This window comes from Synechococcus sp. R6-7 (assembly GCF_047461695.1).
Taxonomy (GTDB): domain Bacteria; phylum Cyanobacteriota; class Cyanobacteriia; order Thermostichales; family Thermostichaceae; genus Thermostichus.
Window position 1 is genome coordinate 1 of record NZ_JANSHS010000188.1, and the last position, 17441, is coordinate 17441.

Here is a 17441-nt window from a genome sequence, read left to right on the forward strand (position 1 = left end):
GTGACATACTCCCGCACTCATGCTGATGCATAGTCGGAGATCCTTAGAGATCCTTGGAAAGATGACTTTTGAGGATTCCTGAGGATACAAGCAGTGTCTTTGCTGGCCAAAAGCTAGCGTTTTCTCTCTCTATATATGGTTGCCAAATATGGTTGCCAAGTCTCCACCACCCATTGTCTACATTGCCTTGGGGCTATTGCTCCTCTGGGGCGGTCATCGTGCTTGGCGGGCGGGCTATGTTCGCTGGCCGGAAGGCATTTCTCTACCGCCAGTATCGCTGCCAGGGTTGGGGGGTGGAGCACAAGATCTGCTCCTGACCAGCGGCGAGCGCACCTTGTTTGCCGATAGCAGTCCCGCTGCCGTTGCCGCTGCAGAGCTGTTGCGCCAAGGTAACCTCAGCGCAGCCATCCCGGTGTTGGAGATGGGGCTGCAAAGCAACCGCAACGACCCGGAAGCTCGCATTTTCTTGAACAATGCCCGTGCCCAGCAGCAGGGCAGTCCCTTGAGCCTGGCGGTGGTGGTGCCCATCTCCAGCAACCCCAACCGCGCCAAAGAGACCCTGCGCGGGGTGGCGCAAGCTCAGGAGGAGCTTTTCCAACAGGGGGGAATCGGAGGACGGCTGCTGCGGGTAGTGATTGCCGACGATGGCGATAACCCTGAGCGAGCAACGGCGGTGGCCAAAGCCCTGGTGGCGCAGCCTGAGATCTTGGGGGTGATTGGCCATAACACCAGCGATGCCACCCTGGCTGCAGCCGAGGTTTATCAGCCTGCCGGCTTGGCGATGATCTCCTCCACCTCCACCAGCACCCGCATCAGCATGCTGGGGGATGCCATTTTTCGCACCGTGCCCTCCGATCAAGTGGCCGGCACGCAACTGGCCCGTTATGCTCTCAACACGTTGCGGTTGCAAAGGGTGGCCATCTTCTACAACCCCAACAGCGCCTACAGCTCCAGCTTGCGCGATGCCTTTGCCTCCACCCTGACCAGCGAAGGGGGCATCGTGCTGGCGGAGTTCGACTTATCGGCGTCGGACTTCAACCCCCAGGCCAGCCTGCAAAGGGCCGTCGGCCAAGGAGCCCAGGTAGCTTTTTTAGCTCCCACGGCTTCCGTAGCCGAAAAAGCGCTGGCCGTAGCCCGCGAGAACGCTGCAACCGGTAGGCCCCTTGCCCTTTTGGGCGGCGATGTGCTCTTCAGCCTCACCACATTGCAAGACGGGGGAGCAGCGGTAGAGGGCTTGGTGGTGGCGGTGCCCTGGCATCCTCAGGTGCCTCGCAACCGCGGCTTTGCCCAGGCGGCGGCTCAGCTTTGGGGAGGGCAGGTCAATTGGCGCACTGCTCTGGCTTATGATGCCACCCGGGTTTTCTTGCAAGCTTTCAGCCAAGGAGCCACCAGCCGCAACGCTGTGCTGGCCCGTTTGCAGGATCCCAACTTCCTCCTCCAGGACGGGGCTTCGGGAGAGGTGCGCTTTTTGCCCTCCGGCGACCGCAACGCTCCCAACGTGCTGGTGCGGGTTGAGCCCGGCAACCGCTCCGGTACCGGCTACGATTTCGTGCCTCTCCCCTAGGGATCCCGGCAGACGCTACAGTGGGGGATGCTCTCAATCTCCTCAGAATCGAATGGATCCCATGCCCACTCGGATCACAGCCTGCTTTCAGGCGCTGCGCAGCCGTGGTGAAAAAGCCCTCATCCCCTACCTCACCGCTGGGGATCCCAACTTGGAAACCACCTTTGAGGCTTTGCAGGTTCTGGATCAGAGCGGCGCCGATCTTATCGAGCTGGGGGTACCCTACTCGGATCCCTTGGCGGATGGGCCGGTGATCCAAGCAGCAGCCACCCGCGCCCTCAGTCGGGGAGTCACTTTGGGCGCCATTCTACAAGGCTTGCGCTGTCTCTCGCTGCAGGCCCCCCTGATCCTGTTCACCTACTACAACCCCATCCACCAGCTCGGCATCCCCAACTTTCTGCATCAACTGCGGCAGGCCGGCTGTGCCGGCTTGGTCGTCCCCGATCTGCCTCTGGAAGAGGCGGGATCCCTGCGACAAGCAGCCCAGGCCGAAGGGATCGACCTCATCCTGCTGGTGGCACCTACCAGCCCCCCAGAGCGGATGGGCCGCATTGCCCAGCAGTCCAGTGGCTTTGTCTACTTGGTCAGCACTACCGGCGTTACCGGCGAACGGGCCACCCTGGAAAAGCGGATCCCGGCTTTGCTGCAGCAACTGCGCCAACAAACCCCCCTGCCGATTGGGGTGGGCTTCGGCATCTCCACTCCCGACCAGGCCCGCCAGATCGCTCTCTGGGGAGCAGATGCGGCGATTGTGGGCAGCGCATTTGTGCAACGGCTGGCCAAAGCCCCCACGCCTGAAGAAGGACTGCAACAAATAGCTCACTTTTGTCGAGCCCTCAAAGCGGCCCTGCAAGAGGTGACCACTCCAGAGTGTTAACTTCTGTTCAGGAAGGTGCCCACTCAGACTGCTTCCATCTCAAAACAAATGTTTACATTTTGTGAGCCAGCCCGCAGACCCATTTCCCCCCTGCTGCGCCCCATAGTCCAGGGATCCCAGCCTAGGCAGACATTTTGGGGTTGGTAGGTTTGCAAATCTTCACAAAACACTCATCCATCCCGCGATATAAAATTAGGCTGGATGCTCGGCTGTCTGAAAGTCGCAGAGGTTCTTGACCTATCTAAAAATTTAGGGGTTCGGTGGGGGGTCTGCTGCCACGGAATCCTTGATTTTTGGGGGTCAAAGAGAATCCCGCAAAAAAGCTTGGGATTCGGCTTTTGGGAGGTTCAGCCAGTCGCTCATCGCTTTTTGGAAAGACCAGAAGGAGATCCATCATGCAAGATGCTTTTACCCGGGTGATCGCTCAGGCAGATGCACGCGGTGCCTTTTTAAGTGACCAAGACTTTGACCGTTTGGCGGCTTTGGTGGCAGAGGGCAACAAGCGCCTAGATGCTGTCAACCGCATGACCAGCAATGCCGCCCAAATCGTAACCAATGCAGCTCGCTCTTTGTTTGCTCAAGAGCCAGATCTGATCGCTCCCGGCGGCAATGCCTACACCAACCGCCGCATGGCTGCCTGCCTACGGGACATGGAGATCATCCTGCGCTACATCACCTATGCCACCTTGGCCGGGGATAGCTCTGTGCTGGAAGATCGCTGCCTGAACGGCCTGCGGGAAACCTACATTGCTCTGGGGGTGCCCACCACTTCTGTGGCCAATGCCATTGCTGCCATGAAGAAAGAAGCCCTGGCCAAGATCATGGATCCGAAAGGCATCACCCCTGGCGACTGCTCTGCGCTGCAAAGCGAAGTGGCCAGCTACTTCGATAAGGCTGCTGCCGCCATCGTTTGAGCTTTGGGTCGAAGCTGGCTTAGTCGTCCCTTTTTAGATCGGTTAGATCCCTTCATTTCTGATAGGCAGGTGGAGATCCAGTCCGCCTTTCCTACAGAATGTTCGTTAACAACACAATTGATGAATTTAGGAGTTGCAAGGTGAAAACCGTCATCACTGAAGCGATTGCTGCCGCTGACAATCAAGGGCGTTTTCTGAATGCCAGCGAGCTGCAGGCCGTGAATGGTCGTTACCAGCGTGCTGCTGCTTCTCTGGAAGCGGCCCGTGTCCTAACCAACAACCAGCAAACTCTGGTGCGGGAAGCGGTGCAGGAAGTGTTCAAGAGGTTCCCTTACCTGACTCAGCCGGGTGAAATGGGCCACGGCGATGTGTTTCAAGCCAAGTGTGCCCGCGACATCGGCTACTACCTCCGCTTCATTACCTATTCTCTGGTTGCAGGTGGCACCGGCCCCCTCGATGAATACCTGGTGGCCGGACTGCGGGAAGTGAACCGCTCCTTTAACCTCTCTCCCAGCTGGTACATCGTGGCTCTGCAGTACATGAAGAGCCGCGCTCTGGGCATGCTGAGCGGTCAAGCGGCCAACGAAGCTGCCATCTACTTCGATTACGCCATCAACGCCCTCAGCTAGGGGATCCTAGGGCAGAGATCCCTGCTTGTTGGGAGTGGACGATCTCTTTCTTTGTCTTCCAATTGTGTGTCTCTCCAGAGCAGGCGACGGCTCCAAAGAGGTCTATTCCACCTGTTTCCAGGTTGGTTTGGCGCCTTGGCTTCTCTTAAGCCGGTTGGGTTGGTCGCCTGCTCTCCAGTCTGGGGTAGTTAGCCTTTGGATTGTAGGCATTGCCCAACGGCAGCGTGCTGGTTCGCGAGAATAGCCGGTACGGCTTGTTCGCTGGTCAGTTTGCCTGTCTTCCAAACGAAGTCTCATAGATACCTGGGGAAAGCGATGTTTGGTCAAAGCACCACCAGCCCTGAAGCCCTGACAGAAGCCGGCAGCCGGGTTTACCGAGTTGAGTACACCGGTCTGCTCAACCCGCCCGATGCTCTGGCCACCTCTGCCAAAGTTCGCCGCAGCACCCTGAGCACCACCGTTCCCTACAGTCGGTTGTCTGCCGAGATGCAGCGCATTCTGCGGATGGGTGGCAAAATCGTGCAGGTCACTGCCTTGTCGGGAGCCAATGCCTCTCCCGCTCAGGGCAACGGCGCTGCTGAGTGAGGGAGGCCCGACGGCCGACTGAAGTTACCGGCAAGGTTGCCCAGGTGTCATGAACAGCTCTGCAACGGTTCGTATGGCATCCAACACGGCGGTGCTGCCGCAGCAGCTCACTTGGGAGCAGGCGATAGCCCGGCTGCAGGGGGATGACTTGCAAGATCGGTACTATGCTGCCTGGTACCTGGGCACAGTTCGGGATCCAAGGGGGGTAGAGCCGCTGCTTTTGGCGTTGCAGGATGAGCGGGATCGCACTGCCTTGGGGGGCTATCCTCTGCGCCGCAATGCCGCTAAGGCCCTGGGGCAAATCGGGGATGCGCGGGCCGTGCCCGGTTTGATCGAGGCGCTCACTTGTACCGACTTTCATGTGCGGGAAGAGGCTGCCTATGCCTTGGCTCAATTGGGGGACAAGCGAGCGGTGGATCCCTTGCTGGCACTGTTGCAGTCCCGCGAGCAGGAGCAGCCCTGGGAAGCCCTTATCGAGGCCTTGGGTCAGCTTCAGGCCACCGAGGCTGAGGCAGCGATCCGGCCCTTTTTGAACCATCCCTCTGAGCGGGTGCGTTCTGCAGCGGCTTGGGTGCTCTATCGCTTTACGCAAGCCGAGGAGCTGACCCAAATCCTGGTGGCGCTACTGGCCCACTCCAACTCCAGCCTACGACAGGCCGCTTTGTTCGACCTGGCCGAATCGGGATGGGTGGCGGGGGCGCCGCTGCTGGCCACAGCCGACGTGGCTCTCAACCTGCGCATCAATGCTCTGAAGCGGCTGTTCGATGTGGCGCTTCAGTTGGGGTGGGTGCCGCCGGCTCAGGTGGCGGCAGCGATCCTTCCGCAACTGGAGAGGCTCTTTTAGGATTTTGGGGCGCTCAGTGCCTTTGATTTAGATCATTTCAGATGCTTCAACTGTACCTTTGACTACTCGTTGCTTATGTCCTCCACCTCGGCTGCTCAAGCGCTTCCCACTGCTGTGGCTCAACTGGCGGCAGAGTTGGAGCAGGCCACGTCGCCTGAGGAATTGTTGCGGGTGGTGAGGGCGCTGGGCGCTTTGGGCCAAGTGGAAGGGATCCCCATCTTAATTCGCGCCTTTGGGTTTAATCGCCCTGCAGTTGGGGAGGCTGCTCTGGAGGAGGTGCTGCGCTTTGGGGAAGCCGCGGTGCAGCCCTTGCTGAGCCATATTGACGGTTTTGACTATGGGGCGCGGGCCTATTCGGTGCGGGCTCTGGCCCGTATTGGCCATGGGGATGCCTACCCCTTTTTGGCGGAAGCCATTGTGGCGGACTTTGCCCCCAGTGTGCGACGGGCGGCGACCCGCGGGCTGGGACGGGTGGCGGCCAAGCGGCCCTTGCCCGATCAAGAGCGAGCCTTGCACCTATTGCGGCAATGTCTTGCCGATGCCGATTGGGGAGTCCGCTATGCCGCCGTCGGATCCCTGACGGACTTGGCTCGCCAGGGTGAACAATCTCTGCGCCCCTCAGTCGAGGCTGCGCTCCAGATGGCCCTGGAAGATGCCGATCCTCTGATCCCTCTCCGCGCCCAGATGAGCTGGCAGGAATTGGCTGCCGAGCCTTAGCTTCTCTGCTCTAGTGTGTCTTTCTCGGTTTTTCTCGTTTTTTCAGGAGCACCACCTATGTCTCTTCCGTTGCTTGCCGATCGCCCCACCACCCAAAATGAGCGGGTGCCTCGCTACTTTGTGCCCAGCGACGAAACCCCGCCCGTCTACCGTCCTGACGACCCGACAGGTATCGACAACATCATTCGCGCTGCCTATCGCCAGATCTTCAGCGAGCATCTGATGCTGGAGAGTTATCGGCAAAAAGCTCTGGAGTCCCAATTGCGCAACGGGGCGATCTCGGTCAAAGAGTTTGTGCGCGGCCTGGGCAAGTCGGAGGTGTACCGGGATCTGGTCATGGTTCCCAACGACAACTACCGCTTCATCGAGGTCACCTTCCAGCGCTTTTTGGGTCGGCCCACCTACAGCCAACAGGAGCGCATCAAGTACTCCATCATCGTTGCCACCAAGGGGCTAGATGGCTTCATCGACGCTGTGGTGGATAGCGAAGAGTACAATGCCGCCTTTGGGGACGATGTGGTGCCTTACCAACGCCGTCGCCTGTCGGAAAAGCCCGCCAACCTGGTAACCCCCCGCTATGGAGCTCGTTGGCGCGATGTCTCCGGCGTGAAGCGCTCGACGCGGGAAGTGGTGCGCACCTATCGTCTCACCCGTCCTCCCAAACCCGGGGATCCAGAAAACTTCCTCAACATGGCCCGCATGCTCAATCCCAAGCCGGCAGCGCGGCAAAACATCAGCGTCTTCGATCTGAAGATCCCGGACATGACCACCAGCCGCCGCTAGGACTGGGCAAGCTTCCGGGGACAACCCTTTGCGGGCTCTGCCGGGCCGATCGATCCGAGGCTGTTCGGATGGGTCGGCCTGCCGCTGTGCCTGGGGCAAGATTCGTTATAATCCTGGTGATGCTTCTTAACACTTGGGTCGCATGAAGAATCCGGTTGTGCGGGCTTTTTTTGTCGGCAAGGCTGTGGCGGATGTCCTACGGGAGCGTTTGGAAAGCGCCCTCACCGATATTGCCGGAGAAGTGGGCAAGGTGTGGGCCGAGCTGCAGGAGGGCTGGCAAACCTTTGCCCAGGATGTCATGACCCGAGCTGAGGCAGAAGCATCCGTGGCCGCTCAGGAAAGGGTGCCGCCTCCTTTCCAGACAGAAGATCTGCAGGCAACTCTGGACGACTTGCGGGCAGAAGTGGCGCAGTTGCGCTCCGAGTTGCAGAAATATCGGAGTCGAAACGCTTGAGTGCCAGCACACTGGGATCCCAGGCTTCAACCTCTTTGGGATCACAACCCGTCAAGCCCTATACTGCCTACCGTTGGGCCCGGGAGAACTATAATCGCCAGGGCCGCATGCTGGACATTTGGCGATTTGTGCTCACCTGGCTGTTTTACCTTTGGCTGGATCAGCAGGCTTGGAGCTATGGGGGACAACCCACGCCCGAGCGAAAGGCCCAGCGCCGCCGGGCCAGAGCCATTTGGATCCGCGAAACGCTGCTTAACTTAGGCCCTACTTTTATTAAAGTGGGGCAGTTTTTCTCCACCCGCGCCGATCTCTTCCCCTCGGAATATGTCGAGGAGCTCTCCAAGCTGCAGGATCGGGTGCCTGCTTTCAGCTACGAACAGGTGGCGGCAATTGTGCAGCAGGAGCTGGGCAGGCCGATAACCCAAATCTACAGCTACTTTGATCCCACCCCTTTGGCCGCTGCCAGCTTGGGGCAGGTGCATCGCGCCAAGCTCAAAACCGGGGAAGAGGTGGTGGTGAAGGTGCAGCGTCCGGGGCTGACCCGGCTGTTCACCATCGATTTGGAGATCTGCCGTGGGATTGCCGAGTTCTTTCAGTATCGCACCTCTTGGGGCGGGCCGGGCCGCGACTGGATCGGCATCTACGAAGAGTGTCGGCGCACCCTCTGGGAAGAGGTGGATTATCTCAATGAGGGCCGCAATGCCGATACCTTCCGTCGCAACTTTCGGGATATGCCGCAAATTGCTGTTCCCAAAGTGTATTGGCGTTACACCTCTCCTCGCCTGTTGACATTGGAATACCTGCCGGGGATCAAAATCAGCGATTACGAAGCCTTGAGTGCGGCAGGGTTGGATCGCAAGGTTTTGGCTCGTCTGGGGGCAGAGGCTTATCTGCGGCAACTGCTCAAGGATGGTTTTTTTCACGCCGATCCCCACCCCGGCAACATTGCCGTGAAGCCCGATGGCACGCTGATCTTCTACGACTTCGGCATGATGGGCCGCCTGCCCTCCGATGTGAAAGAAAAGCTGATGGGCACGCTGGCAGGTGTGGTCTCCAAAAATGCCGATCAGGTGGTGGCCTCGCTGGTGGAACTGGGGGTGCTGGTGCCCACCGCCGATCTGGCTCCGGTGCGCCGCTCGGTGCAGTACATGCTGGATCACTTTATGGACAAACCCTTTTCCAGCAACTCGGGAGAAATCTCGGTGGCGGCCATTAGCGAAGACCTTTACGAGCTGGCCTACGATCAGCCGTTTCGTTTTCCGGCTACCTTCACCTTTGTGATGCGGGCCCTGACCACGCTGGAGGGATTGGGGAAAGGGTTGGATCCGGAGTTCGACTTTATGGAGGTGGCCAAACCCTTTGCGGAGGAGCTGATGAGTTTAAACGGAAGCGAGACCGAGACCCTCTTGGCCCAGGTTGGCCGTCAAGCGGCTGAGTTCACCAGCAGCAGCCTCAGCTTGCCGCGCCGGATCGAGTCGACCTTGAGCAAGATAGAACAAGGGGAGCTGCGCCTGCGGGTGCGATCCAGCGAGACGGAGCGCTTGCTGCGCAAGCTGAACAACACCGGGCTGGGAGTCATTTACGGGGTGTTGTTTGCGGCCTTTTTTTTGAGCGCAACTCAGCTCTTTTTGGCCGGACATGCTACCTTAACGGTTATCACTTTGGTTTTGGCTGCCCTCGCTGCTCTTGCTTTAATCAGAGTACTCTTAAGGTTGAATCGGTCAGAGCGATTGATGTGATGCGACGATATGCCTGCGCTACGGATCCCGGCAAGATCCGCAGCAGCAATCAGGATGCCTACTACTGCGATCCGGAGGGGCGCTATTTTATTGTTGCCGATGGTATGGGAGGACATGCTGCCGGGGCTACAGCCAGCCTGTTGGCTGTCGAGACCATCCGAGAATATCTAGATCGAGGCTGGAAAAACGTGCCGGCACCCCGGTTGCTCAGCGAAGCCGTAGAAGCAGCCAACAGTGCCATCCTCAAGGATCAGCGGGAAAATCCAGAGCGGGCAGACATGGGCACTACGGTGGTGGTGGCCATGGTGGATCCCAAAGGCAACTGCTGGAGTGCTCACATTGGCGATTCTCGCCTCTATCGCCTACGGGGATCCGAAATGCAGCAAATGACCGAAGATCACACCTTAGTGGCTCGCTCCATTCGACTGGGGGAGCTGACCTATGAGCAGGCCCGGATTCACCCTTGGCGACATATTCTCGAGCGCTGCCTGGGCCGGCCTGATGCCGGGCCGCCTTCTGTGCAGCCGATTACCGTGCGTCCGGGGGATCGCCTGCTGTTGTGTAGCGACGGCCTGACGGAGGAGTTAGACGACGAAGTGATCATCGAGTATTGCCTGCAGGTGGAAGATTTGGAGCAGCTTCCTCTAAAACTCATCGAAGCGGCCAAAGAGCGGGGCGGGCGAGACAACATCACGGTGGTGATTGCCGAATACGCCTAGTTTGCCCCCGGCTAGAGACGGTATTGGCGGTACACTTCGCTGGCAGCCCGGTGCAGCAGGGAGTGGCGATACACGAGGCGGTCGAGGTCTTTGCCGTAGCCGCCGCCGATGACGCAGGCGACAGGATAGCCCTGCTTTAGACAAGTGTTCAGCACCTGCATGTCCCGCCGAAACAGGCCCTGGTCGCTAAGGGCCAGCTTGCCCAGGAGATCTTCCTCGTGGGGATCCACACCGGCATCGTAGAGCACCAGGTCAGGTCGCACCTGAGCCAACAGATCGGGCAAGTGGTCGGCCAAAGTCTGGAGATAGGCTTCATCTTCCATGCCTACCGGCAGGGCCACGTCCAGGTCGCTCTGCTGCTTGGTGGCGGGGAAATTGGCCTCGCAGTGCATGGAAAAGGTGAACACCCGCGGCTCGGAGCGGAAGATCCAAGCAGTGCCATCTCCCTGGTGGACATCCAAATCCACGATCAAGAGCCTTTGCACTAGCCCTTGCTGCAGCAAGACTTGGGCGGCAATGGCCAGGTCGTTGAAGATACAAAAGCCGGAGCCGTAGGCGGGGAAGGCATGGTGGGTGCCGCCGGCGGTGTTGCAGGCCAGGCCGTGGCGCAGGGCCAATTGGGCGGTCAAGACGGTACCCCCCACCGCTCGACAGGTGCGCTGCACCAGCTCCGGGCTCCAGGGCAGGCCGATGCGCCGCTGCAGCTTGGCCTCCAGGGATCCCTCACAGTAGGCCCTGACGTACTCAGGGGTATGTACCGACTCAATCCAGGCGAGAGGGGGCAGCTCAGGGTGGTGCACTTGCTGGGGGCGGATCACCCCTTCCCGCAGCAGCAGCTCTTGCAAGAGGCGAAATTTCGGCATGGGAAAGCGGTGGTCCGGCGGCAGGGGGGCACTGTAGTCGGGGTGGTAAACAATTGGCAAAGACATCAAGGGCAACTGGATTGACGGCGGCGAGCATGGCCTATGACGGCTCCAGTGCTTATGGTAGAGGTAGCCCGCTCCTGCCGGATCCCTTCGAGACTCTTGCAAACCTGTTCTCCGTACCGCCGCGATTCCCTATGTTTACTGCGTCGGATCCCTTTTTGGGCCGCCTCTTGGCTCAGCGTTATCGACTCGTACATCTGCTGGGACAGGGAGGCATGGGGCGAGTCTATTTGGCTCAAGATTTGCTCTTTGGTGGGGTGGAAGTGGCTGTCAAGCTGCTTTCCCAGCCGGCAATGGATCAGCGCACCCGCCTGCGCTTTGAACGGGAAGCGAAAGCCTGCGCGGCTTTGGGCCAAAAAAGCCTGCACATTGTCAAAGTCAATGACTATGGTATTACCCCCGATGAGGTGCCCTTCTATGTGATGGAATACCTGAACGGCAAGACCCTCAAGGATATTCTGGCCGCGGGGGCTTTGCCTTTGGAGCGCTTCTTCCGGCTGGCCCGTCAAATTGGCTTGGGGTTGAAAGCAGCCCACGAGGGGATCCTCATGGAAGGGCAAAGGGTACAGGTGATCCACCGCGATTTGAAGCCGGCCAATGTGATCGTGGTGGCCGATGACAGTTTTGGGGAACTGGCGAAGCTGGTGGATTTCGGCATTGCCAAGCTGCTCAACAGCCATGAATCTTTGAGCTTTACCCATGCCTACCTGGGAACGCTGGCCTATTCTTCCCCGGAACAGCTGGAAGGGTTGCCGCTGGACGCCCGTTCCGATATCTACAGCTTCGGGATCATGCTGTACCAGATGGTGTCTGGCCAGATGCCCCTCAAGCCCACCACCGAATCTTTCCCGGGCTGGTACCAGGCCCACCACAAGCGCCGCCCCATTCCTCTGGAAGATCTGGGATTGAAGTTCGCGCTGCCCGCCGGTTTGTCTGACTTGATCCTCGGTTGCCTGGCCAAAGATCCTGCCGCCCGCCCGCAGTCGGTGGCCAATGTGTTGGCGGAGCTGGAGCACATTCAAGCCAGAGCACAGGGATCTATTGCCCCTCAGGTCCCAGTCGCCTCGTCGGAAGAGGCTGCCTCTGGCCCACTTTCTGGAGGTCTCCCTGCCGCTGCGCCGTCCTTGGTTACAGCCGGTACTCTGCGGCTCAGGCCCCTGACGGCGGCCACGGAGGTCGAGAACGGGGGATCCCTGCTTTGGGTGCGCCTGATTCCCTTTCTGATGGGCGGGCTGCTGGGCTGGGTTTTGGTGAGTTGGCAATGGGGACAGTTGCTGCAGCGCCCCTCGGCCCCCCGTGTTTCCGGGCCAGGATCTCGTCCGGCAGTGGAAGATCCCATTGCCCCAGAGAATGCCCATCCCCTGTCTGAGGAGAGTGGTTCGAGCGAGGAGCCGCCGCTGGAGGGGATCCCTGAGTTCCTTGTTTTGGCTTCAGAGCGGAGCAAACGGCGGGATCCCGCGCCGGAGCTGGAACCCTACAACAGGAGCGAGCCGGTGTTTCGCGCCTTTCCCCTGGAGACTTCCCGCGAGACGGTACGAGCCAGCCTGGGATCCCCCAACCAGCAGGGGCAGGGCGCTTGGCCCAATACCGTGTATGACCTGTATCGCCTTGGCGGGGTGAACCTGGGCCTGCTCTACGACGCATCCAGTCTGGCCCTGCGGCAAACCGAAGCCACCGTCACCGATGGCGTACCCACCCCGCAAGTGGAAGGACTCTTGGAGGATATGCTGCAAGCCCCCTTGCCTGCTCAACTGCAGCGAGAACTGCAGGCTGTGCGCGAGGGACGTTCCGGGCGAGTGCAATTCCGCGTTGGCCCCTGGGCCGGCAGGATCGAACGCAACGCCCAAGGCCATCTTTACATGGCCCTCTGGGATCCCACGCTGCCCAGCGGTGCTCCACCACCTTCCCCCTCCTTTCCTACCCTACCCCCGGCTGCCCCTGTTGCCCGGCCTCCTAAGGCCCGTAACCTCAATTCAGCAGCAGGCGGCCCTCGTCCCGGCCAGACCATGCAGGAGCTGCTGCGCCGTGCGCGCGAATTGCGGGGGGACTGAGCCATGTCTGCTTCTGAAGACAAAAAGCCGCTGTTGAGCACCGTCGCTCGCCTCTTCAAAACTCTGGCGAGGCCTTTCCCTGTCGGGCCTACAGCTCTCCTCAAACCCCCCGAACCTCCTCCCCCCAAGCGCCCGGTGCGCCTGCGGATTACCTGCCCAGGAGAGCCCCCCCAGGTGGTTGCCCTGAAGGGATCCGACATTCTCGGTCGCAGCCAGACGGTGGCCACCATTCGCATCCCTGCCCCCGCGGTGAGCCATCTCCACGCCCACATCCGTCCCCGCCCGGATTGGCGCCTGCCCGGTCTGGGTTGGCGGATCCCGTTGCCCCCTATTCTCTACTGGCTGGGGTGGAATGCCGGTCGCTACCAGCTAGAAGATCAAGACTCGACCAACGGCGTTTTCCGCCTCAAACCCTTCGGTGGCGCCGAGCGGGTGCGCCGGGTGATCTTGCGGCATGGCCAGCAACTGAGCCTTGGCCCGCCTCGGGATCCGGAGAGCGTCTGGATTCAAGTGCTGGATCCACCCCCACCACAGGTGTATGGGGTGCGCGGCTGCCTCATCCTGATGGTGGTCTTGGGGCTGGGGGCGAGGATTTGGATCGGCCATGAGTGGAGCAAGTTCTCAGTGGAGCCACCCCTCTCCGCAGATCGCAACCCCCTGATCGTCCTGGCCGGGGATCAGCAGACGGAGCTGCGCCGCCATCAGGGGGACACCTACCGGGAGCTGCCCAACCTAGAAGCTTTTGGCCCAATTCTGCCCAAGGTGGTGGTCGCCGCCGAAGATCACCGCTTTTACTCCCACTTTGGGGTGGATCTGCTGGGCATTGCCCGCGCCTTTTGGGTGAACCTGCGCTCGGGGGAAGTGCAGCAGGGGGGCAGCTCCATCAGCCAACAACTGGCCCGCACCGTGCTGCGGGACTACACCGGCTCCGGCAATACCTTTGGGCGCAAGCTGCGGGAGGCCGTCGCTGCCCTGAAGCTGGAACAGCGCTACAGCAAAGACGAAATCCTCGCTCTCTACCTCAACAATGTTTACCTGGGCAACGGCATCTACGGCTTTGAGACTGCCGCCCAGTTCTATTTCGGGATCCCAAGCCGCCAGCTCAGCCTTTCCGAAGCTGCGACCTTGGCGGCCATTTTGCCCGCGCCCAACGCCTTTAACCCCGTCGCCAACTATGATGCCGCCGTTCGGGGCCGGGATCGGGTTTTGGATCGCCTGAGCGAGCTGAAAGTCTTCCCCGAAGAGGAGATTCGGCGGGCCCGGCGCAGTCGCCTCACCCTCAACCCCAATTTGCGCTCCCAAACCATGACAGTTGCTCCCTACTTTTACAGCGCTGTCTTCCAGGAGCTGCGGCAGCTCTTGGGCCAAGACCTCTCGGCAGAGGGCAACTTCATCATCGAAACCACGGTGCATCTGCCCTACCAGCGTTTGGCAGAGCAAGTCCTGGCCCAAACGGTGCGCGAGTCGGGATCCCGCTTGGGCTTCAGCCAAGGCGCTTTGGTCAGTCTCGACAGCCGCAACGGCGAAGTGCTGGCTTTGGTGGGCGGGATCGACTACAACGCCAGCCCCTTCAACCGGGCTACCCAAGCTCAAAGGCAGCCGGGCTCCACCTTCAAAGTGTTCACCTATGCGGCTGCCCTCACCCAGGGGATCCCTCTCTCCCAAGTGTTGTCTTGCGAGCCCCTCACCTGGGGCAACCTCACCTTTCGGGGCTGTCGCTCGGGATCGGCCCCTATGGATTTGGCCCGCGGCCTGATCCTCTCCGAAAACGTGATTGCCCTGCGGTTGGCCCAACAAGTAGGTCTAGAGCAAGTGGTGGCGACGGCCCGGCAAATGGGCATCCAATCGCCGTTGCAACCCTATCCTTCTATGGTGATTGGCACCATGGAGGTGAACTTGCTGGAGTTGACAGCAGCCTTCACTCCTTTTGCCAATCGTGGCCTTTGGTCAAGGCCCCACACCATCCGCCGCATCTTGGATAGCAGCGATTGCGCCAACCCCAACGACTTTCGCACCTGCCGTGAGATTTACCCTGGTCGGGAGGATCCCCGCTCTCAGCGACTTGTCCTGCCAGAAACCGTCGCCCAACAGATGACAGCCGTACTGCAAGGGGTGATCAGCTCCGGCACCGGCACTGCTGCCCGGCTCGGCATTGGAGAAGCCGGTAAAACCGGCACCACCACCGCCAACAAGGATCTGCTCTTTATCGGCTACACGCCCAACCCTCCTCTGGTGACCGGCGTTTGGTTGGGCAATGATGACTCCAGCCCAACACGAGGAAGCAGCAGCATAGCTGCTCAAACTTGGGGAAATTACACGAGGCAAGTCATTACCAATAGTTTGACGATGGTTCAATAGAGCAACTCCGAGAGCAGCCTTGGCAATTGGCAACCCCAAATCCTGACAACCCGACAGAAAACTCTCCTGCATCCCAAGTGAGAAATGCCTAATAACCAGTTTGGCCGTACCCCTCAATAAACCCACAATCTAGGTTCACCCACTTTCTCAGCGCAGATCTCGGCCAAAGGGCAACAACGACAAAATAATTAACTTCATGTGTTGTTTGGCAAAGGGGATCCCAACAATGGTGATTGCCAGAATCACAGCCCAGAAGAGATGGTTAAGCACCAACGGCCAGCCAAACAGCAATAGCCAGATGACGTTAAAGATCAGCAGCAGCGGGCTGTTGGCATCGGGATACTCCACCACTTCCTTTCCGAAGGGGGCAAGCACTGCAAACCCCAGTTTGATGCTCTGCCAGCCAAAGGGAATGCCGATGATTGTCAGGCAAAGGCTCAGTCCTCCTAAGATGTAGCCCAAACCTGTCAGCAAACCCCCGAAGATTAGCCAGATGATGTTGCCAATCAAGCTCATGATTCAGATCCTCCACCGTTGAGACCAAATTGCAGGCTACAAGAGCAGAACTAGCCTTCCTGTTCGACATCCATACTCTAACCAGCTGTTGGCCAAGACTGGGATCCCAAAATCTGCTTCTTTCCTGGGCTCTAGCGTTCTGCGTCACCGAGGGGAGCGGGCTCCATCACCGGAGGCACTGCGGCCCTATTCACCTTGCAGGGCAGAATGCGGTTCAGAAAGCGGAGGATCCCCCAAACCCAACTGACGGTGATCACCCAAAAGATCCACAACCCGCTTGCCCACGGTTGCGGCAAGTCCAAGGCCATCCCCCCAATCATTGGGCCAAGAGCAAACCCCGCCGCCCAGCAGAGGGAGTTGACCGACAGATACACCCCCCGCAAGTGATCCGGCGCCAAATCCGCCACCAAAGCAGAGGCAGAGGGGTTGTAGCTCACCAACGCCAAAGAGAGCACCGCCAGCGCCAAGACTGCCACCGCCGGGGCCGGAGCCCCCAATTCCGCCGCCAGACCGCTAAGCCAAACCAAAAGAAATCCCACCCCCCACATCAGGGCGGATCCCTGCAACCCTTGGATGCGCGTCCGGCGATTCAACCAACGGGCCACCGGCATCTGCAGCAGAGCGATCAAGGCCCCATGCAAGGCAAACAAAATGCCGATTTGCACCTCTGGGATCCCTACCCCATTGCGGAAGTAAAGGGGCATGCTGCTGCTGAGCTGGGCCACATAGGTGGTGAACAGGATATTCGACAGGCCAAACACCAAAAGGGAGCGATCTCTAAGGGCGGTTTTCCAACCTGCCAACACAGGCTCTGCTGCCGGACAAGTCGCCCGAGTTTCCCGGATAAAAAACCAAAGTACTGCCAGAAAGATTAGAAAAGTGACACCGTCGATTACAAACAAGAGCCGATAGGCCCCCGTCAGAGCCACCAGCGTGCTGGCCATAGCCACCCCAAGGCTGAGGCCCAGGTTATCCCCCAGACGGTTGAGAGCGTAGGCTTCGTTGCGCTGCTCACGGGTGGTTAGATCTGCTACAATCGCTTCCGCAGGCGGCCAGTACAACCCCTGCCCCAAGCCTGCAGCCATATTGGCCAGGGCAAAACTCCAGAAGTCATAGGAGAGCGCAAACCCAAACGACCCCAAGGTGGAAATAGCCAGAGAGAGGATCAAAGTGGAACGGCGCCCCCAAGCTCCATCGGCCATCGAGCCGCCCAGGATGCGGCCAAACACCCCGGCAAAAGCCATAATGCCTAGCCCCAGGCCCACTTGGGTGGCGGTCAGCCCCACCTGATTCACAAAAAAGAGACTGGCATAAAACAAGGTAAAGCCGGTTCCAGTTTGGGAAAGCAGCCGACCGATAAAGATCAGCCAAACCTGAAAACTGAGCTTCGGCCACCAAGAAGGGATCCACATGTTGAGTGCAGCAGGATGTTGAGTGCAGCAGGGGAGGGCCTACCTAGCCTACGGGATCCCGATCCTTGAGGCCAGGGCAAGGAGCCTGCTCTGACAAGTAAACTGAAAATTTGTGCAGCCAGGCTTGATGTTCGTTGCCAGAAGGCTCTTCACCCAGCGAGCCAGCAGACAGGGCAACCCATTTCCCCAACTCCAAATATTCGCTCAACAGCCGCGCCAACTTATAAACTCGATAATCGAGCTGCACTAAGCTACTTTTCATCTGCCCCAAAACACCCAGTCCTTTTCTGAGCCAACTTACAACCTTCAACCTTTCCCAAAACCTGCTGATCGCGTCAGCGGGACGGAGTCCT

General features: G+C 59.5%; 17 protein-coding genes. 13 read left to right on the forward strand and 4 right to left on the reverse strand.

Translation table 11 applies throughout. The annotated features are described in order from the left end of the window. The first annotated feature begins 148 nt into the window (after positions 1-148). From NW815_RS06345 to NW815_RS06395, 11 genes are all read left to right on the forward strand, one after another. The gene (locus NW815_RS06345; RefSeq protein WP_414388215.1) at positions 149-1564 is read left to right on the forward strand and encodes an ABC transporter substrate-binding protein; all 1416 of its coding nucleotides are present in this window, start codon (positions 149-151) and stop codon (positions 1562-1564) included. A 61-nt stretch (positions 1565-1625) separates the two neighbouring features. Continuing rightward, positions 1626-2441, forward strand: coding sequence for a tryptophan synthase subunit alpha (trpA, locus tag NW815_RS06350; protein WP_414388217.1), 816 nt, complete (start codon positions 1626-1628; stop codon positions 2439-2441). A gap of 392 nt (positions 2442-2833) precedes the next feature. Further along, positions 2834-3355 (forward strand): phycocyanin subunit beta, encoded by a 522-nt coding sequence (locus tag NW815_RS06355; RefSeq protein ID WP_414343171.1) that lies wholly within the window; start codon positions 2834-2836, stop codon positions 3353-3355. A 140-nt stretch (positions 3356-3495) separates the two neighbouring features. Further along, a complete protein-coding gene (locus NW815_RS06360; RefSeq protein ID WP_011432574.1) occupies positions 3496-3984 on the forward strand; it encodes a phycocyanin subunit alpha in 489 nt (162 codons plus the stop codon). Between the two features lie 315 nt (positions 3985-4299). Further along, positions 4300-4569 (forward strand): phycobilisome linker polypeptide, encoded by a 270-nt coding sequence (locus NW815_RS06365; protein ID WP_011432575.1) that lies wholly within the window; start codon positions 4300-4302, stop codon positions 4567-4569. Between the two features lie 73 nt (positions 4570-4642). Further along, positions 4643-5413: a HEAT repeat domain-containing protein gene (locus NW815_RS06370; protein WP_414415815.1), complete on the forward strand. Its 771-nt coding sequence runs from the start codon at positions 4643-4645 to the stop codon at positions 5411-5413. A 75-nt stretch (positions 5414-5488) separates the two neighbouring features. Further along, positions 5489-6130, forward strand: a complete 642-nt coding sequence (locus tag NW815_RS06375) for a HEAT repeat domain-containing protein (protein WP_414388219.1) — start codon at positions 5489-5491, stop codon at positions 6128-6130. A 57-nt stretch (positions 6131-6187) separates the two neighbouring features. Beyond that, positions 6188-6913 carry a phycobilisome rod-core linker polypeptide gene (locus NW815_RS06380; RefSeq protein WP_011432578.1) on the forward strand — a complete coding sequence of 242 codons (726 nt, stop codon included), beginning with the start codon at positions 6188-6190 and terminating at the stop codon, positions 6911-6913. A gap of 142 nt (positions 6914-7055) precedes the next feature. After that, a complete protein-coding gene (locus NW815_RS06385) occupies positions 7056-7367 on the forward strand; it encodes a DUF6825 family protein (protein WP_414329408.1) in 312 nt (103 codons plus the stop codon). After that, positions 7364-9106: an ABC1 kinase family protein gene (locus tag NW815_RS06390; protein ID WP_414388221.1), complete on the forward strand. Its 1743-nt coding sequence runs from the start codon at positions 7364-7366 to the stop codon at positions 9104-9106. The genes NW815_RS06385 and NW815_RS06390 overlap by 4 nt, the downstream gene beginning before the upstream one ends. Beyond that, the gene (locus NW815_RS06395; RefSeq protein ID WP_414388222.1) at positions 9106-9825 is read left to right on the forward strand and encodes a PP2C family protein-serine/threonine phosphatase; all 720 of its coding nucleotides are present in this window, start codon (positions 9106-9108) and stop codon (positions 9823-9825) included. The genes NW815_RS06390 and NW815_RS06395 overlap by 1 nt, the downstream gene beginning before the upstream one ends. Before the next feature lie 11 nt (positions 9826-9836). Here NW815_RS06395 and NW815_RS06400 read toward each other — a convergent pair whose 3' ends face one another. After that, complete coding sequence (locus tag NW815_RS06400; RefSeq protein ID WP_414388224.1) at positions 9837-10754, reverse strand: histone deacetylase; 918 nt, start codon at positions 10752-10754, stop codon at positions 9837-9839. 131 nt (positions 10755-10885) lie between these two features. On the opposite strand from NW815_RS06400, the gene NW815_RS06405 reads away from it, so the two are divergent. Beyond that, the gene (locus NW815_RS06405; protein ID WP_414415816.1) at positions 10886-12802 is read left to right on the forward strand and encodes a serine/threonine-protein kinase; all 1917 of its coding nucleotides are present in this window, start codon (positions 10886-10888) and stop codon (positions 12800-12802) included. A gap of 3 nt (positions 12803-12805) precedes the next feature. Continuing rightward, positions 12806-15160, forward strand: a complete 2355-nt coding sequence (locus NW815_RS06410) for a transglycosylase domain-containing protein (RefSeq protein ID WP_414390964.1) — start codon at positions 12806-12808, stop codon at positions 15158-15160. A 147-nt stretch (positions 15161-15307) separates the two neighbouring features. Here the strand turns inward: NW815_RS06410 and NW815_RS06415 are convergent, their stop codons facing one another. From NW815_RS06415 to NW815_RS06425, 3 genes are all read right to left on the reverse strand, one after another. Next, positions 15308-15676 carry a YccF domain-containing protein gene (locus tag NW815_RS06415; RefSeq protein ID WP_414343163.1) on the reverse strand — a complete coding sequence of 123 codons (369 nt, stop codon included), beginning with the start codon at positions 15674-15676 and terminating at the stop codon, positions 15308-15310. A gap of 131 nt (positions 15677-15807) precedes the next feature. Further along, positions 15808-17088, reverse strand: a complete 1281-nt coding sequence (locus tag NW815_RS06420) for an MDR family MFS transporter (RefSeq protein WP_011432585.1) — start codon at positions 17086-17088, stop codon at positions 15808-15810. 43 nt (positions 17089-17131) lie between these two features. After that, positions 17132-17350 (reverse strand): hypothetical protein, encoded by a 219-nt coding sequence (locus tag NW815_RS06425; protein WP_414331694.1) that lies wholly within the window; start codon positions 17348-17350, stop codon positions 17132-17134. Positions 17351-17441 lie beyond the last annotated feature (91 nt).

Bases quoted from the DNA above. Each gene is read 5' to 3' on its own strand.
- NW815_RS06385 (WP_414329408.1), top strand. From the start codon at position 7,056: ATGAAGAATCCGGTTGTGCGGGCTTTTTTTGTCGGCAAGGCTGTGGCG.
- trpA (WP_414388217.1), top strand. From the start codon at position 1,626: ATGCCCACTCGGATCACAGCCTGCTTTCAGGCGCTGCGCAGCCGTGGT.
- NW815_RS06380 (WP_011432578.1), top strand. From the start codon at position 6,188: ATGTCTCTTCCGTTGCTTGCCGATCGCCCCACCACCCAAAATGAGCGG.
- NW815_RS06410 (WP_414390964.1), top strand. From the start codon at position 12,806: ATGTCTGCTTCTGAAGACAAAAAGCCGCTGTTGAGCACCGTCGCTCGC.
- NW815_RS06415 (WP_414343163.1), bottom strand. From the start codon at position 15,676: ATGAGCTTGATTGGCAACATCATCTGGCTAATCTTCGGGGGTTTGCTG.
- NW815_RS06420 (WP_011432585.1), bottom strand. From the start codon at position 17,088: ATGTGGATCCCTTCTTGGTGGCCGAAGCTCAGTTTTCAGGTTTGGCTG.
- NW815_RS06375 (WP_414388219.1), top strand. From the start codon at position 5,489: ATGTCCTCCACCTCGGCTGCTCAAGCGCTTCCCACTGCTGTGGCTCAA.
- NW815_RS06425 (WP_414331694.1), bottom strand. From the start codon at position 17,350: ATGAAAAGTAGCTTAGTGCAGCTCGATTATCGAGTTTATAAGTTGGCG.
- NW815_RS06370 (WP_414415815.1), top strand. From the start codon at position 4,643: ATGGCATCCAACACGGCGGTGCTGCCGCAGCAGCTCACTTGGGAGCAG.
- NW815_RS06345 (WP_414388215.1), top strand. From the start codon at position 149: ATGGTTGCCAAGTCTCCACCACCCATTGTCTACATTGCCTTGGGGCTA.
- NW815_RS06365 (WP_011432575.1), top strand. From the start codon at position 4,300: ATGTTTGGTCAAAGCACCACCAGCCCTGAAGCCCTGACAGAAGCCGGC.
- NW815_RS06400 (WP_414388224.1), bottom strand. From the start codon at position 10,754: ATGTCTTTGCCAATTGTTTACCACCCCGACTACAGTGCCCCCCTGCCG.
- NW815_RS06395 (WP_414388222.1), top strand. From the start codon at position 9,106: ATGCGACGATATGCCTGCGCTACGGATCCCGGCAAGATCCGCAGCAGC.
- NW815_RS06405 (WP_414415816.1), top strand. From the start codon at position 10,886: ATGTTTACTGCGTCGGATCCCTTTTTGGGCCGCCTCTTGGCTCAGCGT.